Below are 14,865 nucleotides of genomic sequence, written 5' to 3' on the forward strand. Positions count from 1 at the left end.
GCTGATTCCCCGTGGCCCGAAAACAGGCTACCGAGGGCGGATGTCGAGTACCTCTCTTCCGCCTCTCGCGGCGCGCATGCGCGGCCGTCTCGGACCGCGGCGAATCTCCGCCTGGCTGGTGGCGCGCGCCACGGCGCCTGCAACGTCGGCCTGGGTGGTCATCGCCTTCGTGGTCGTCCATGCCGTGCTGTGGACCGCGATCCTGACCAATCTGAAGGCGGCGCAGGACGTCCACATGGACGTTGCCGAGGCCTATGCCTGGGGCAGCCGCTTCCTGTTCGGTTACGGCAAGCATCCGCCACTGTCGGGCTGGATCGCCGGGCTGTGGTTCTCGGTGTTTCCGGTCAAGGACTGGGCGACCTATGCGCTGGCGATGGCCGTGAACGGCAGCGGCCTCGTCATCGTCTGGCTCGCCAGCCTCAAGGTGGTCGACCGCCGCCGCGCCTTCTTCGTCATGGTGATGGTCGCGCTGTACCCGATCTTCAATTTCAAGGGCTTCAAGTACAACGCCGACCTGGTGCAGCTGCTGACCCTGCCGCTGCTGGTGCTGGCCTATCTCAACGCGTTTGAAAAGCGCAGCGCCGCCTCCGGCCTGTGGCTCGGCCTCGCCGGCGCGGCCGCGCTGATGACCAAATATTGGGTGCTGACCATGATCGGCGCCATCGGCCTTGCCGCGCTGCTGCACCCGGAACGGCTGCGCTTCCTGGCGTCGCCCGCGCCGTGGGTCGCGATCGTCGCCATGCTGGTGGCGATGATCCCGCATCTGGTGTGGCTGTGGCGGGTCGATTTCGTCGCCATCACCTATGCCGGGGATGTCTATACGCTGTCGGACCGGGGCCGGGCCGCCGAGCTCGTGCTCGGCTATGTCGGCCACAATCTGGCGCTGCTGGCTTTGCCGTTGGCGCTGGCGGCGCTGGTGATGGCCTGGCCGCCGCGCTTCGCCTTCCGCAACTGGCGCGGCGGTCCCAATCCCGGCGTGAATGTGAGCCAGGCGATCAATGTCTGGCTGGTGCAGGCGATCGTTGCCGTCGGGCCGCCGCTCGGCGGCCTCGCTTTCACGATCTACATGAAGACCGATTGGGGCATCTCGCTGTTCTTCCTGGTGCCGCTGGCGCTGGTCGCGATCCCCGCGCTGCGGCTGCGATCGGTCATGCTGCCGCGGCTCGCCGCCGTTTGGCTCGTATTGTCGCTGCTCACGCTGATCGCCTCGCCCTGGATTGCCCGGCGCGAGATGGCCGCCAATCCGAACGGCGCCACCGGCTACGGCGCCCGTTCGGAGCTGGCGCGGGAATTGACCAAAGCCTGGCACGCCCGATTCGGCTCGCCGTGGCCGCTGGTGGCCGGCTTTTCCGAGATGAACACGCCGATGACCTTCTACAGCCCGGACCACCCGCGGCCGTTCACCGTGCCCTACACGGCAGAGGAAACCTGGAGTTCCGGCCTGAGCACGCTGGAAGACCTCGAGCGCGAGGGGTTCATCGGCATCTGCGACACTACCGACAACCGGATCGCGGCCTGCGAGGCCTGGATGGCCAAGGAGGCCCCGAAGGCCGAGCCGCTGGTGATGACCACCCAGCGCTTCTTCCACGGCCAGGCGGGCCCTGCAATCGTTTGGAAGGTGTATATTCAGGGACCGGGCAGGTAACCCAGAGCACGTCATTCCGGGTTCGTGCTTCGCGCGCCCCGGAATGACGATCCTAGGTGGTCACACGCCTTCTTCGTGGAACTTGTCGTTCACCAGGTCGGTGATCGCCTGCAGCGCGGCGTCGGCCTCGGGGCCGGTGGCGGAGACCAGGATCTTGGTTCCCGGCGCCGCCGCCAGCATCATCAGGCCCATGATCGAGCGCCCGCCGACGGTCTCGCCGCCGCGCGTCACCCAGACCTCGGCCTGGAACTTCTCGACCATCTGCACGAATTTCGCCGAGGCCCGCGCATGCAGGCCGCGCTTGTTGGTGATCAGCAGCTCTCGCGAGAGGGCTCCGGCAGGGACGGCCGGGCCGGCGACGTTGTCCTGCGGAGCATCCTCGTCGCTCATTTGCCGGCGAGCACGCGGCTGGCGATGGTGACGTATTTGCGGCCCGCCTCCTGCGCCATGGCGATGGCGTCGGGCAGCGAGCGTTCCTCGCGCACCTTGGCGAGCTTCACCAGCATGGGCAGGTTGATGCCGGCGAGCACCTCGACCTTGGGCCGGCTCATGCAGGAGATGGCGAGGTTCGACGGCGTGCCGCCGAACATGTCGGTGAGAATGGCGACACCGTCGCCGGTGTCGACGCGGTTCACGGCTTCGATGATGTCGCTGCGACAGAGATCGGAATCATCGTCGGCGCCAATCGTGACCGCTTCGATTTGTTTTTGAGGACCCATGACGTGTTCCAGCGCCGCCCTGAACTCGTCGGCGAGGCGCCCATGGGTCACCAGTACCAGGCCAATCATCGGATACTCCTCGCGGGCGCCTTGGGTGCACCGCACGAACGCGCCACTTTGACCATCCGGAGCCCTCGCGCAAGGGGGCATATTCGCGAGTCTCCCGGATTCTGGCATACAGAATGGGAGCTGGCGGCGGTCTAATCGGTCGCGATAGTGGGGCTGATATGGTTACCAATTTGCTCCACACAATCGGCCGAAAGATTACCGGAACATGAAAGTCTGGGTGGTAATAAGTGCCGCCACAACCATCGGGAAGGGTGAAAAACCCGGCCCCACGGGTATCCGTGGCAATTCGATACCGTTGAGGTGAATCCGAAGCGATTCGGCGTTCGGCAGGCGGGCAGCGTCCTCGGCCATCAGGTCAACCACAAGCCCAAGTTTCGCCTCCGACACATGGTCGCAGGCGCGGATTCCAAGGCCGCGGATCTCGATCAGCCCGGCCAGGGCGGGCGCGGGGCTCACCCACATTTCCCCGCTGCGTGTGGCGAGATGAACACGGTCGTCGCCCACCAGAACCGTTGGCGGCAGCTGCCCCGCGCGTCCGGCGAGGATCAGATCGAAGGCGAGTCGGGATTTGCCGGAACCGGAGGGACCCCGGATCAGGACGGCCTGCTCCCCCACCTGGACGGCAGATGCATGGATGCTCGCCGTTTCGTTCGTCACGACGCCGGCAGCCGGACGATGAAGCGAGCCCCGGCCGAGGTCGGATGTCCGTCGGCGTCGACAGGGCCGGGCCGGTTCTCGGCCCAGATCCGCCCGCCATGGGCGTCGATGATCTGCTTGGAGATCGACAAGCCCAGGCCGGAATTCTGGCCGAAGCCCTGGTGCGGCCGGTCCGTATAGAACCGCTCGAAGATGCGCTGCAGGGCGTCCTCGCGAATGCCGGGACCGTCATCATCGACGGTGATCTCGATCTCCGAGCGCACGCGCCGGCAGGTGATGCGCACCTTGCCGCCGGCGGCGGAGAACGATTGCGCATTCGACAGAAGGTTGGAGATCACCTGGCCGAGCCGCGAATCATGACCGGGCACCGAGAAGGTGTCGTTGGCGCCGCGGCCCTCGAAGCGGACCTCGACGGTGACGTCGGTGCCGAGCTTGGTCTCGTTGGCGACCGAGGTCAGCGTGTTCAGCAGGCGGCGCAGATCGACCAGGGTCATGTCCTGGCGCTGCAGCTCGGCATCGAGCCGGCTGGCGTCGGAAATGTCGGAGATCAGCCGGTCGAGCCGCTTCACGTCATGCTCGATCACGGCCAGCAGGCGGGCGCGGCTGTTGTCGTTGCGCGCCAGCGGCAGGGTCTCGACCGCCGAGCGTAGCGAGGTCAGCGGGTTCTTGAGCTCGTGGGCGACGTCGGCGGCGAACATCTCGATCGCCTCGATGCGGTTGTAGAGCGCGTCCGTCATGTCGCGCAGCGCGCCGGAGAGATGGCCGATCTCGTCGCGGCGGCGGGTGAAGTCGGGGATCTCGACGCGGGTCTTGATGCGGCGGCGGACGCGCTCGGCGCTGTCGGCGAGCCGGCGCACCGGACCTGCGATGGTGCTGGCGAGCAAGAGCGACAGCACGATCATCACCGCGGAGGCAACGCCGCCGACCTTCAGAATGGCAAGCCGCTCGGCGGTGACCATCTGGTCGATGTCGTCGCCCTGCGTCGACAGCATCAGGGCGCCGTGGATGGTGCGCGAGCGCTGCACCGACACCGCGACCGAGACGATCACTTCACCGCGCGAGTTGACCCTGACCATGCTGCGCTTCTGGCCCTTCAGCGCGTCGGCGACTTCCTCGTAGCCGTTGCCGTTCTCGGGGCCGTATTCGCGGTACAGCGGCAGGTCGCCGCGATTGAGCCAAGTGCGCACCGAGATCAGCGCGCGCTCGACGAAGCCGGGCTTCTCGCTCGACGGCGGCGGCAGGTCGAACCGCAGCACGTTCTCCAGATTGCGGCTGTCGAGCAGCAGCCCGCCATTCGGATCGTAGATGCGCGCGCGCGTCTTGGTCGGCGAGATCAGCGTGCGCAGCACCGGCGCGACGCGTTCCGGATTGATCGGGAAATCGAGCGGCGAATATTCGTCCGGCGCGCCGTAGCTCTCGCCCGGCTTGAGATCGAGCAGGCGCTCGGGGTCGATGGTGATGGTGTTGGTCTGCACGGTTGCCGAGGCGGCGATGGCGCCGGCGATGATCTCGGCCTGCACCAGCAGACTCTGCGCGCGCGCGTCGATCAGGCCGGCGCGGAACTGCGACAGATACAGAATGCTTGCAACCAGTGCGAGCAAGCCGGCGATGTTCAGCGAGACGATGCGGCGGGTGAGGCTCGAGAACGACAGCGCGAACAGGAACTGTCCGGCGCGGCGCAGCCAGCTCAGCGGACGCTGCCAGCCGGAGACCCTCGGGGTCTCCTCCGCCGCGTCGGACGCGATCGTCGCCGCGGCGTCGTGGCCATTCACTGCTGGGTCAAGCTGCGTGCGATCGAGCAATGTGAGTGCTCCGATTCCGGATTTCGTAGGGGTTGTGCGGCGAATTCCCGTGAGAACTCGACTTGCCGCACCCGAATTCGCCGCAACAATGGCTCCGTTCCGGCATCTGCGCCCGGATAAACGCGCAGGAGGCGTAGCCTATCCAATCGAGACCGCGACGTCAGCGCGCAATTTCGCATGACGTCGCGCAAGGCAATGCTTCAGGTCCCTGCTTCAGGCCTTGGCTTCAGGTTTCCTTGAAGCGATAGCCGACGCCGTAGAGGGTCTCGATCATCTCGAACTCCTCGTCGACCATCTTGAACTTCTTGCGCAGCCGCTTGATGTGGCTGTCGATGGTGCGGTCGTCGACATAGACCTGGTCGTCATAGGCCGCGTCCATCAGCGCATTGCGGCTCTTGACCACGCCCGGACGCTGCGCCAGCGCCTGCAGGATCAGGAACTCGGTGACGGTCAGCGTGACCGGCTCGTTCTTCCAGGTGCAGGTGTGACGCTCCGGATCCATGCGCAGCAGGCCGCGATCGAGCGCCTTGGCGTCGTTCTCCTTCGGCAGCGCCGTCGGATCCTTGGGCTGCGAGCGGCGCAGCACGGCCTTGACGCGCTCCACCAGCAGGCGCTGCGAGAACGGTTTGCGGATGAAGTCGTCCGCGCCCATCTTCAGGCCGAACAGCTCGTCGATCTCCTCGTCCTTGGAGGTGAGGAAGATCACCGGCAGGTCGGACTTCTGGCGCAGCCGCCGCAGGGTCTCCATGCCGTCCATGCGCGGCATCTTGATGTCGAGGATGGCGAGATCAGGCTGGCTGGTCCGAAAACCGTCGAGCGCCGACGCACCATCGGTATAGGTCATGATCCGATAACCCTCGGCCTCAAGCGCGATGGAGACGGATGTCAGAATGTTGCGGTCGTCATCGACCAAGGCGATTGTGGGCATGAGCCTGCTTTCAGAGTCTGGTTACGCCGAGACTTCGAGAATCAAGATAAGGGCCGCGTATTTGGGCTTCGAACATGGTCAACGAGCAATGCAAGCTGGGCTGAAGTGTGACCGAGTTCCACAAATACCATGGCAAAGTCTTGTGCCGTGCCCAGGTTTGTGGCCCGTTTAGCCGAAAAAAGGCCTTCATTGCAACTGGATGGACGAGGGAAAGACGATGTCTGCGAGCTTTAACCCTAACCGCGTCACGCATTCCCTGCTGCGCCGAAGCCGGCAGGGCGCCCTTGCGACCTTGATGGTTGGTTCTGGCGATCCCTACTGCTCCCTCGTCAACGTCGCCACCGCGTCCGATGGTGCTCCGATCATCCTGATTTCGCGATTAGCTGTGCACACCAGAAATCTACTTGCCGATTCGCGCGTGTCGCTGATGCTCGATGAACGCGCGCCGGGCGATCCGCTCGAGGGATCTCGCATCATGCTGTCGGGCAAGGCCGAGCAGGCCGCCGACGACAATCGCGAGGTGCTGCGCCGTCGGTATCTCAATGCGCATCCGTCCGCTGCGGACTATGCTGAATTCGCCGACTTCTCGTTCTTCGTGATTCGTCCGTCAGGCGCGCATCTCGTCGCCGGATTCGGCCGCATCGTCGATCTCAAGCCGGAGCAGTTTCTCACGGATATATCCGTTGCTGACGAACTGATTCTGGCAGAGCAGGGCGCCGTCGATCACATGAACGAAGATCACCGCGAGGCGCTCGCCCTCTACGCGACGAAGCTGCTCGGCGCCGAAGCAGCGGAGTGGCGGTGTAGCGGCTGTGACCCGGAGGGATTGGATCTGATGGCCGACGGCAGGACGCTGCGGCTCGAGTTTCCCGAGCGCGTGACCACGCCCGGGGCGTTGCGCAAGATGCTGGTGCGGCTTGCTGACGAGGCCCGCGCGAAGTGAGGTGTAGTTCGAGCCCACTTTGATGACTGTGCTCATCTCCCGTGACGGAAGACGGCGAAGTTCACGCATGAAGGCAGCTTGTGGTGAATCTCGATGTGCGCGCTCCATGTCCTGCAGAGGGTGAGCGTCGCGCAAACTTCGTGGCGTGGGCGCGAGTGAGCTCGTTGACGTCGCGGCCGGGAGAATCGGACGATGTGATCCCGCAGGCGCGAGGCCATCGTGAAGGGAAGCTGGCTGATCGGGTGTGGCGACGACACGGCCGATCACCGGCACATTCCGTCGGCTCGGGCGGCCTCCCTTGATCGGTTTCCGCGAGGCGCTGCGACAGCCGCTGCCGGATGCTCGGTCGTCGCTTGGTCTTCGTTTGCCTGCGCGAATCCGTCGATTCGAGCGTCGTTCGTCGTTCCTCGTGAAACCCAACCGCGCTGATATATCTGTTGCGTTGCAGCATCTGAGCGCGGCGCAGGTGGCTGCTGCTGGAATGTGCATGGCGCGGCAAAAGATGAGCTACGTGCATCACGAATTGCCAATAACCAATTGGGCCGGATCGTCTTGGCAAGACCAGCGTTGATCAGTATTAGGTCGGCGACCGCGCTTCGATAAGGCGATGTAACGGCAACGGTCACCGCGCAACGCGCGCGACTGCGCGCAACGGACGCGGGCTCTCAGGAGGGATCTTCGTGCAAGAGACGGGTATTCGCAACGGCGCCTTCGGTGCCGACAAGTTCGGCTTAAAGAACCTCAAGCAGGTGCACTGGAATCTCGGCGCTCCCCAGCTCTATCAGTATTCGCTGGCGGCGGGCGAGGCGGTGCTGTCGGCCGACGGGGCGCTTTGCGCGGATACTGGCGAGTTCACCGGTCGCAGCCCGAAGGACAAGTTCACGGTGCGCGACGCCTCCACCGAAAAAATGTGGTGGGCGGGCAACCAGGCGATCACGCCCGAGCAGTTCGAGGCGCTGCATCAGGATTTCATCAAGCACGCCGAAGGCAAGACCCTGTTCGCGCAGGATCTCTATGGCGGCGCCGACCCCACCTTCCGCATCAAGACGCGCGTTTTCACCGAGCTCGCCTGGCACTCGCTTTTCATCCGCACGCTTCTGATCCGCCCCGAAAAGATCGAGCTCGACACCTTCGTGCCGGAGCTCACGATCATCGACATGCCGAGCTTCCGCGCCGACCCGAAACGTCACGGCGTGCGCTCGCAGAACGTCGTCGCGATCGATTTCGCCCGCAAGATCGTCCTGATCGGCGGGTCTTATTATGCCGGCGAGATGAAGAAGAGCGTGTTCACGACGCTCAACTACTATCTGCCCGCGCGCGGCGTGATGCCGATGCACTGCTCGGCCAATGTTGGGCCGAAGGGCGACACCGCGATCTTCTTCGGCCTGTCCGGCACCGGCAAGACCACGCTGTCGGCCGATCCGAACCGCACCCTGATCGGCGACGACGAGCACGGCTGGGGCCCGTCCGGCGTGTTCAACTTCGAGGGCGGCTGCTACGCCAAGTGCATCAAGCTGTCGCGGGAAGCCGAGCCGCAGATCTTCGCGGCGTCGACCCGTTTCGGCGCCGTGCTCGAGAACGTGGTGCTCGACGAGGACAACCGCGTCCCCGATTTCGACGACGGCTCCAAGACCGAGAACACCCGCTCCGCCTATCCGCTCGACTTCATTCCGAACGCTTCGCGCACGGGTCGCGCGCCGCATCCGAAGAACGTCGTGATGCTCGCCGCCGACGCCTTCGGCGTGCTGCCGCCGATCGCAAAGCTGTCGCCGGCGCAGGCGATGTACCACTTCCTGTCCGGCTACACCGCCAAGGTCGCCGGCACCGAGCGCGGCCTCGGCAACGAGCCGCAGCCGGAGTTCTCGACCTGCTTCGGCTCGCCGTTCCTGCCGCTCGATCCGTCGGTCTACGGCAACATGCTGCGGCAGCTGATCGCCGAGCACAATGTCGACTGCTGGCTGGTCAACACCGGCTGGACCGGCGGCAAGTACGGCACGGGCTCGCGCATGCCCATCAAGGTGACGCGTGCGCTGCTGACGGCGGCACTCGACGGCTCCTTGCGCAACGTCGAGTTCCGCACCGACAAATATTTCGGCTTCGCGGTGCCGACCGCGCTGCCGGGCGTGCCGAGCGAGATTCTCGACCCGGTCAACACCTGGAAGGACAAGGCCGAGTTCGACAAGACCGCGCGCGCGCTGGTCGGCATGTTCCAGAAGAATTTTGCCAAGTTCGAAGCCCAGGTCGACGCCGAGGTCCGTAACGCCGCGCCGGATCTGAAGCTGGCGGCGGAGTAGGGCTGCAAATGCGAAGGGGTCGGCCGCATTGCGGCTGGCTCTTACTATTTTCCCGCTCCCTCTGCTGATGCACGAGAGGGGCGAACTCAAGCCCCATCCACCGCTGTCGTCCCGGCGAACGCCGGGACCCATAACCACAGGGCGGTGTGATGCGGCATGCTGGCCGCTCCAGCCTTCGCCAAATTGCCGACGGTGGTTATGGGTCCCGGCTCAAGGCCGGGACGACACCGTTCATTTTGCCGGCGTCCAGGCTCACGCCTTGAAATACGCGATCTGCGTCGTCGTCGCGAGCAGCCGGCCGGACGGCGACCACAGCTCGCCATGCTGGTCCTGGTAGCTGCGGTTGAACACCTTGGCGTCTGCGGTCGCGAGCACATGCGTGATGTCCTCGGCGGCCAGTTCCTCGCGGCTGACGTGGAAGTAGGTGGTCAGCGACACCGTGCCGAACGGAATCAACTCGCCACGGACATGGAACGCGCGGCCGAAGAAGGCGTCCGACATCGACAGCAGCGACAGGCAATCCAGCTTGCGCGGCTTGCGGTCGGAGATCCACAGCCGCGAATAGGCGCTGCGCGGTTCGTCTGAACGACTGCCGAAGTCCGGCCGTCCCTCCACGAAGCGGAAGTCGTACTGCTTGGTCCAGGACATTCCCGCATCAGGATAGCGCCTGACCTGATCGAACGGCGGCGCGTCGGGCTTGACGGCCGGCTGGTGCGACCACGATGGCCGGCGCTCGGCGAAGACAGCGGTCGCCAGCGTGACCGCGTCGGCATCGCCCTGGCTCAGCTCGACGCACCAATGCTGCGAGGAGCGGTTGGCCTTCACCAGCCGGACGTCGAGATCGAACGGTCCCTCCGCGATCGGCGCGCAATAGTTGACCGTCATCGCCAGCGGATCGCCGGCGATTTGCGGATGCTGGATCAAGGCGCGCAGCACGGTCGCCGCCGTGACGCCGCCGAACGGGCCGACGAAAGCCCAGTAGTCCGGGCTGGTCCTTCCCTGCCAGCGGCTGTCACCGGCGGTGACGCGGGTGGCCTCGTCGAACAGGTGAACTGGCGGTTCGGTCATGCATTCCTCCCGACGGTCATCGTATGATGGCCGTCAGGTGAAACGCAATGGAACGCCTCTGCAATGACGTCATGGGTCATTGCTGAAGGCGAGGGGAAGGGCCCGTCACGCCCGCTGCGCGTGCACCGGTGCCATCACCGGGCCGACCGGCACGTTCCAGATGTCGTCGGCATATTCGCGGATGGTGCGGTCGGAGGAGAACCACGCCATGCGCGCGACGTTGAGGATCGAGGCGCGGGTCCAGGCCGGCACGGTCTGCCAGCGTGCATCGATGCCGCGCTGGGCCTCGTAGTAGGAATCGAAATCGGCCGAGACCATGTAGTGGTCGAGATGGCGCAGCGCATGTGCGATGGGCTCGAACCGGCCGGGCTCGTCCGGCGAGAACGCGCCGGACGCGATCGCGTCGATCGCGCGCGCCAGCCGCGGTGACCGGTGGATCACGTCGGTCGCGTCCAGCCCCTGCTTGCGGCGGAGCATGACCTCGTCGGCCTCCATGCCGAAGATCGCGATGTTGTCGGCGCCGACATTGTCGCGGATCTCGATATTGGCGCCGTCCAGCGTGCCGATGGTAAGCGCGCCGTTCAGCGCCAGCTTCATGTTGCCGGTGCCGGAGGCCTCCATGCCGGCGGTCGAGATCTGCTCGGAGAGATCCGCCGCGGGAATGATCGCTTCGGCCAGGCTGACATTGTAGTCCGCCATGAACACGACCTTCAGCTTGCCGCCGATCGCGGGATCGTTGTTGACGACCTCGGCGACGTCGTTGATCAGCTTGATGATCAGCTTGGCGTAGCGGTAGCTCGCCGCGGCCTTGCCGGCGAAGATCTTCACCCGCGGAACCCAGTCGCGCTGCGGATCATCTTTCATGTCCTGGTACAGGGCGACCGCTTCCAGGATGTTCAGGAGCTGGCGCTTGTATTCGTGAATGCGCTTGATCTGCACGTCGAACAGCGCGCCCGGATCGAGGCGCACGTTCATGCGCTCGCCGATCAGGCGCGCCAGCAGCACCTTGTTGTGGTGCTTCACGCTGCGGAACTTCTGGTGGAAGCCGGCGTCGGCGACGTAGCTCTCGAGGCTCGAGAGCAAGGTCGGATCGTCGACGACGGCGTCGCCGCAGGCCTCGCACAACAGGTTCGTCAGCTTGGGATTGGCCAGGGTCAGCCAACGGCGGAAGGTGATGCCGTTGGTCTTGTTGGTGATGCGGCCGGGATAGAGATGGTTGAGATCGTGGAACACGGTCTCCTTCATCAGGTCGGAATGCATCGCCGAGACGCCGTTGATGCGGTGCGAGCCGACGAAGGCGAGCTGGCCCATGCGCACGCGGCGGCCGCTCTTCTCGTCGATCAGGGACACCGAGGCGCGGTAGTCGATGTCACCCGGTGCGCGCTGCTCGGCGAGCGCGAGATGCTGCGCATTGATGCGGTAGATGATCTCGAGATGCCGCGGCAGCAGCCGCTCGAACAGCTCGACCGGCCAGGTCTCGAGCGCCTCCGGCAGCAGCGTGTGGTTGGTGTAGGACAAGGTCGCGACGGTGACCTTCCACGCCTCGTCCCAGCGGAAATTGTGCAGGTCGACCAGGATCCGCATCAGCTCGGCCACCGCGAGCGAAGGATGCGTGTCGTTGAGCTGCACCGCGGCCTTCTGCGCCAGGCTGCGCAGCTGGCCGTCGGAGCCGAGATGGCGCTTGACGAGGTCCTGCAGCGAGGCCGAGACGAAAAAGTATTCCTGGCGCAGCCGCAGCTCGCGGCCCGCCGGGCTCTCGTCGTTCGGATACAGGAACTTGCAGATCGCCTCGGCGCGCGCCTCTTCGGCGGAGGCGCCGAGATAGTCGCCGGAGTTGAACACGTCGAGCTTCAGCGGATCGGGCGAGCGCGCCGACCACAGCCTGAGCGCATTCACATGCTGGCCGCGCCAGCCGACGATCGGCGTGTCATAGGCGACCGCCTGCACGGTTTCGCCGGGATGCCAGATCGCGCGGTCGCGGCCCTTGTCGTCGACATGCTCGACGCCGCCGCCGAAATGGACATGATAGACCACCTCGGGGCGCTGGAACTCCCAGGGATTGCCGAACGACAGCCAGACGTCGGGATATTCGTGCTGCCAGCCGTCGACGATGACCTGGCGGAACAGGCCGAAATCATAGCGGATGCCGTAGCCGATCGCCGGGATCTGCAACGTCGACATGCTCTCCATGAAGCACGCCGCCAGTCGTCCCAGGCCGCCATTGCCGAGCGCGGCATCCGGCTCGCATTTGCGCAGGTCCATCAGGCCGACGCCGAGATCGCCGAGCGCGGTCTCGAACACCTTCATCAGGCCCATGTTGTTGAGCGCGTCGGTGAACAGACGGCCGATCAGGAATTCGAGGCTGAGATAATAGACCCGCTTGCGCCCGGCATCGTAGCTCTCCTTGTCCGCGGTCAGCCAGCGATGCACGATGCGGTCGCGCAAGGTCAGCGCCGCGGCGTGATACCAGTCCTGTTGCGTCGCCTGGCTCGCCTCCTTGCCGATGGCGAGGCGAAGCTTGGCCAGGATGTCGCTCTTGATCTCAGCGACCGCCAATTCGTCGACGGGCTGGCCGGTGCTTACGAAGCTGCGCTGGGACGGCTGATCTGTCACCTTGGAAACCTGTGATGCTACGAGGAACCGGTAAAAGCATACGATGGTTGCGCGCGGTCCGAAACCCGGGGAAAGGCTGGTCCGCACAGCAAGGTGATGGAAAATGATGCAAAGTTCAGGCCGGGTTCCGGGCAGGGAACGCGGAAGGCTGTTGCTGCGGGTGCGTGGGAGAGATGGATCGAGGTCTCTCGACCGTCGTCATCCCGGCGAAAGCCGGGATCCAGACTCACCGGCCTACGATCAGGCCCGACAAGTCACTCCAATCAGGGTTGTCCGTCTCAATCAGCTCGACCTTCCAGTCGCGATGCCAATTCTTGAGCTGCTTCTCGCGGGCGATCGCCTCTAGCGGGCGCGCGAAACGTTCGACATAGACAAGCCGAAAAACCTTGTACCTGCTGACGAACTTGGACCCTCGCCCGGCACGGTGGTCTTCAAGGCGCTTCCTGACATCGTTGGTCACCCCGATGTACAGCGTGCCGTGGTGGCCACTGGCAAGAATGTAGACCGTCCATGCGGCCTCAGTGCTCATAGCGCGTGCCAAACAATCGGCTGCGGTGGGTCTGGGTCCCGGCTCGGGGGCCGGGACGACGACAATTGACTTCCTTTTTCAAATAGAACAAATTAAGAACAATTTAGCAAGCGATCGTTATCCCTACAGCGATTCGATCCGCCAGCCCCCGGCATCAGTGCATCCCGCGAGGACACCCATGTCCAATATCGCCTTCGATCCTCTGGCCCTGACCCGCATTGCCGACTTCGCGCGCAGTCTGACGCGGCTGCACAAGACCGCGCGGCGGCGGGCCGTCGACGACGACCAGATCGACCGCGCGTTCAACGCGGTGTGCATGTCGGTCTGGGGCTACACCACCGACGACATTTCCGACGACCTGTTCTCGGCCACCGACCACACCTTCCTCGATGGCCTGGACGAGGCGCGGGCGCGCATCTTTGCCGCCGAGCAAGGCTACGACCTGGTCGACGACGAAGGCATGCTGTCGGACTGGTGGGGCTTCTGCTGGATGATCCTCGCCGAGAAGCGCGGCCTGCTGACGCCGGACAACCGCGCCGCCGCGCGGGCGGCGATCGAGGAAAAGTACCTGGAAGCGCCGAACGTCATCGGCGTAATCGTGGGACGCTAGGTCAGCGTTCCGTCATTGCGAGCGCAGCGACGTGTCCGCCGAAGCCCGCAGGGCGAAGGCGGAAGCATCCAGGGTGGAGTGCGAGACTCTGGATTGCTGCGCTGCGCTCGCAATGACGAGGACTAAAATTCAATCCACGTCCGCGCGTTTGGCGCGGCCCGTGGCCGGCTTCGGCGCGATTGCCATCGGCGGCGCGACGCTGACATTGCCGGCATTGGCCTCGGGCGGCGGCATGGCGGCGAGCGCATCGGCCGCCAGCATCTCGGCGCGCACCGGCGCCACCTTCATCTCGCTCAGCTTGGCCCGCGTGTCCGAGGTCAGCCCGGGATAGGAGGCGACCGGCTTGAAGTCGGCCGGCTGGCCGCCGCTGCCGCGCGTGCCCGAATAGGCGACGAGGCCGTCGCTGGTGGCGACCACGTCGCCGGGACGCAGCGAGGTGTCGAGCGACAGGTCGACCGGCGCCAGCCCGGCCGGATCGCGGCCGTTGCAGGTGCAGTCGGCGCGCAGCGCCTGCCGATAGGCGAACGCGGTCTCGCTGTCGGCATAGCGCTCGCCATTGCTGGCGGTCGCGTAGTCGATGTTGGAGCCGTAATAGATCCTGGTCGGGCTCGCCGGGCAGAACGCCTGGCACATCTGCGCCGGCGAGGCGAGGCCGCGCGTCAGCGGAAAATAGCGGCCGTCGCAGGTGCGCACGCAGAACGCCGCGCCTGATCCAGACGCCACGCGCGGCTGCGGGGCGGCCTGCGGGTTGGTGCCGAACGGATCGAAGGAGCTGCCCTGCGCTGGCCGCTGCGATTGCGGCTTGTTGAAGCCGCCGAACAGGAAGTCGAACAGGCCCTGGGCCGACGCCATCCGCGGCGCCAGCGCGCCGGCGGCGACGAGGCCGACCGTCGCCGCGACAGCGACGTGGCGGGACCTCCGCCGAAACGACAACACGCTACGCAACGCCCGCTCCATCGCCAGGATCTTCACCGCAAAGCCACGCCGT

General features: G+C 65.3%; 14 protein-coding genes. 5 read left to right on the forward strand and 9 right to left on the reverse strand.

Annotation, left to right across the window (positions count from 1 at the left end):
- Positions 1 to 40 precede the first annotated feature (40 nt).
- Positions 41 to 1,645 (forward strand): glycosyltransferase family 39 protein, encoded by a 1,605-nt coding sequence (locus ACQR1H_RS08835; protein WP_434846495.1) that lies wholly within the window; start codon positions 41 to 43, stop codon positions 1,643 to 1,645.
- 60 nt (positions 1,646 to 1,705) lie between these two features.
- On the opposite strand, the gene ACQR1H_RS08840 is transcribed toward ACQR1H_RS08835, so the two are convergent.
- From ACQR1H_RS08840 to ACQR1H_RS08860, 5 genes are all read right to left on the reverse strand, one after another.
- Positions 1,706 to 2,035: an HPr family phosphocarrier protein gene (locus ACQR1H_RS08840; RefSeq protein ID WP_315800505.1), complete on the reverse strand. Its 330-nt coding sequence runs from the start codon at positions 2,033 to 2,035 to the stop codon at positions 1,706 to 1,708.
- Positions 2,032 to 2,433, reverse strand: a complete 402-nt coding sequence (locus ACQR1H_RS08845; RefSeq protein ID WP_006611446.1) for a PTS sugar transporter subunit IIA — start codon at positions 2,431 to 2,433, stop codon at positions 2,032 to 2,034. The genes ACQR1H_RS08840 and ACQR1H_RS08845 overlap by 4 nt, the downstream gene beginning before the upstream one ends.
- Positions 2,434 to 2,628: 195 nt before the next feature.
- Positions 2,629 to 3,090, reverse strand: a complete 462-nt coding sequence (locus ACQR1H_RS08850; RefSeq protein WP_315800504.1) for an HPr kinase/phosphorylase — start codon at positions 3,088 to 3,090, stop codon at positions 2,629 to 2,631.
- Positions 3,087 to 4,892, reverse strand: coding sequence for a sensor histidine kinase (locus ACQR1H_RS08855; protein ID WP_315800503.1), 1,806 nt, complete (start codon positions 4,890 to 4,892; stop codon positions 3,087 to 3,089). The genes ACQR1H_RS08850 and ACQR1H_RS08855 overlap by 4 nt, the downstream gene beginning before the upstream one ends.
- A gap of 226 nt (positions 4,893 to 5,118) precedes the next feature.
- Complete coding sequence (locus tag ACQR1H_RS08860; RefSeq protein WP_006611449.1) at positions 5,119 to 5,820, reverse strand: response regulator transcription factor; 702 nt, start codon at positions 5,818 to 5,820, stop codon at positions 5,119 to 5,121.
- 217 nt (positions 5,821 to 6,037) lie between these two features.
- On the opposite strand from ACQR1H_RS08860, the gene ACQR1H_RS08865 reads away from it, so the two are divergent.
- The 3 genes from ACQR1H_RS08865 to ACQR1H_RS08875 all read left to right on the forward strand — a co-directional run bounded on the left by ACQR1H_RS08865 (position 6,038) and on the right by ACQR1H_RS08875 (position 9,057).
- Complete coding sequence (locus ACQR1H_RS08865; protein ID WP_316183117.1) at positions 6,038 to 6,763, forward strand: HugZ family protein; 726 nt, start codon at positions 6,038 to 6,040, stop codon at positions 6,761 to 6,763.
- A 298-nt stretch (positions 6,764 to 7,061) separates the two neighbouring features.
- On the forward strand, positions 7,062 to 7,334 hold the full coding sequence (locus tag ACQR1H_RS08870) for a hypothetical protein (protein ID WP_315800502.1): 273 nt from the start codon (positions 7,062 to 7,064) through the stop codon (positions 7,332 to 7,334).
- A gap of 109 nt (positions 7,335 to 7,443) precedes the next feature.
- Entirely contained in the window at positions 7,444 to 9,057 is a 1,614-nt protein-coding gene (locus ACQR1H_RS08875) for a phosphoenolpyruvate carboxykinase (RefSeq protein WP_434886851.1), read from the forward strand.
- Between the two features lie 252 nt (positions 9,058 to 9,309).
- On the opposite strand, the gene ACQR1H_RS08880 is transcribed toward ACQR1H_RS08875, so the two are convergent.
- From ACQR1H_RS08880 to ACQR1H_RS08890, 3 genes are all read right to left on the reverse strand, one after another.
- Positions 9,310 to 10,125 (reverse strand): acyl-CoA thioesterase, encoded by an 816-nt coding sequence (locus ACQR1H_RS08880; RefSeq protein ID WP_434886850.1) that lies wholly within the window; start codon positions 10,123 to 10,125, stop codon positions 9,310 to 9,312.
- Positions 10,126 to 10,230: 105 nt separating this feature from the next.
- Positions 10,231 to 12,738, reverse strand: a complete 2,508-nt coding sequence (locus ACQR1H_RS08885) for a glycogen/starch/alpha-glucan phosphorylase (protein ID WP_434907428.1) — start codon at positions 12,736 to 12,738, stop codon at positions 10,231 to 10,233.
- A gap of 226 nt (positions 12,739 to 12,964) precedes the next feature.
- Positions 12,965 to 13,267 (reverse strand): GIY-YIG nuclease family protein, encoded by a 303-nt coding sequence (locus tag ACQR1H_RS08890; RefSeq protein WP_434838479.1) that lies wholly within the window; start codon positions 13,265 to 13,267, stop codon positions 12,965 to 12,967.
- Positions 13,268 to 13,445: 178 nt separating this feature from the next.
- Here ACQR1H_RS08890 and ACQR1H_RS08895 point away from each other — a divergent pair, with 178 nt between their 5' ends.
- Complete coding sequence (locus ACQR1H_RS08895; RefSeq protein ID WP_315800497.1) at positions 13,446 to 13,877, forward strand: hypothetical protein; 432 nt, start codon at positions 13,446 to 13,448, stop codon at positions 13,875 to 13,877.
- Between the two features lie 129 nt (positions 13,878 to 14,006).
- Here the strand turns inward: ACQR1H_RS08895 and ACQR1H_RS08900 are convergent, their stop codons facing one another.
- Entirely contained in the window at positions 14,007 to 14,822 is an 816-nt protein-coding gene (locus tag ACQR1H_RS08900) for a DUF2865 domain-containing protein (protein ID WP_315800900.1), read from the reverse strand.
- Positions 14,823 to 14,865 lie beyond the last annotated feature (43 nt).

Origin of the sequence: Bradyrhizobium sp. HKCCYLRH2015 (assembly GCF_051168215.1) — a bacterium.
Classification (GTDB): domain Bacteria; phylum Pseudomonadota; class Alphaproteobacteria; order Rhizobiales; family Xanthobacteraceae; genus Bradyrhizobium.

Bases quoted from the DNA above. Each gene is read 5' to 3' on its own strand.
- ACQR1H_RS08835 (WP_434846495.1), top strand. From the start codon at position 41: ATGTCGAGTACCTCTCTTCCGCCTCTCGCGGCGCGCATGCGCGGCCGT.
- ACQR1H_RS08840 (WP_315800505.1), bottom strand. From the start codon at position 2,035: ATGAGCGACGAGGATGCTCCGCAGGACAACGTCGCCGGCCCGGCCGTC.
- ACQR1H_RS08845 (WP_006611446.1), bottom strand. From the start codon at position 2,433: ATGATTGGCCTGGTACTGGTGACCCATGGGCGCCTCGCCGACGAGTTC.
- ACQR1H_RS08860 (WP_006611449.1), bottom strand. From the start codon at position 5,820: ATGCCCACAATCGCCTTGGTCGATGACGACCGCAACATTCTGACATCC.
- ACQR1H_RS08865 (WP_316183117.1), top strand. From the start codon at position 6,038: ATGTCTGCGAGCTTTAACCCTAACCGCGTCACGCATTCCCTGCTGCGC.
- ACQR1H_RS08880 (WP_434886850.1), bottom strand. From the start codon at position 10,125: ATGACCGAACCGCCAGTTCACCTGTTCGACGAGGCCACCCGCGTCACC.
- ACQR1H_RS08890 (WP_434838479.1), bottom strand. From the start codon at position 13,267: ATGAGCACTGAGGCCGCATGGACGGTCTACATTCTTGCCAGTGGCCAC.
- ACQR1H_RS08895 (WP_315800497.1), top strand. From the start codon at position 13,446: ATGTCCAATATCGCCTTCGATCCTCTGGCCCTGACCCGCATTGCCGAC.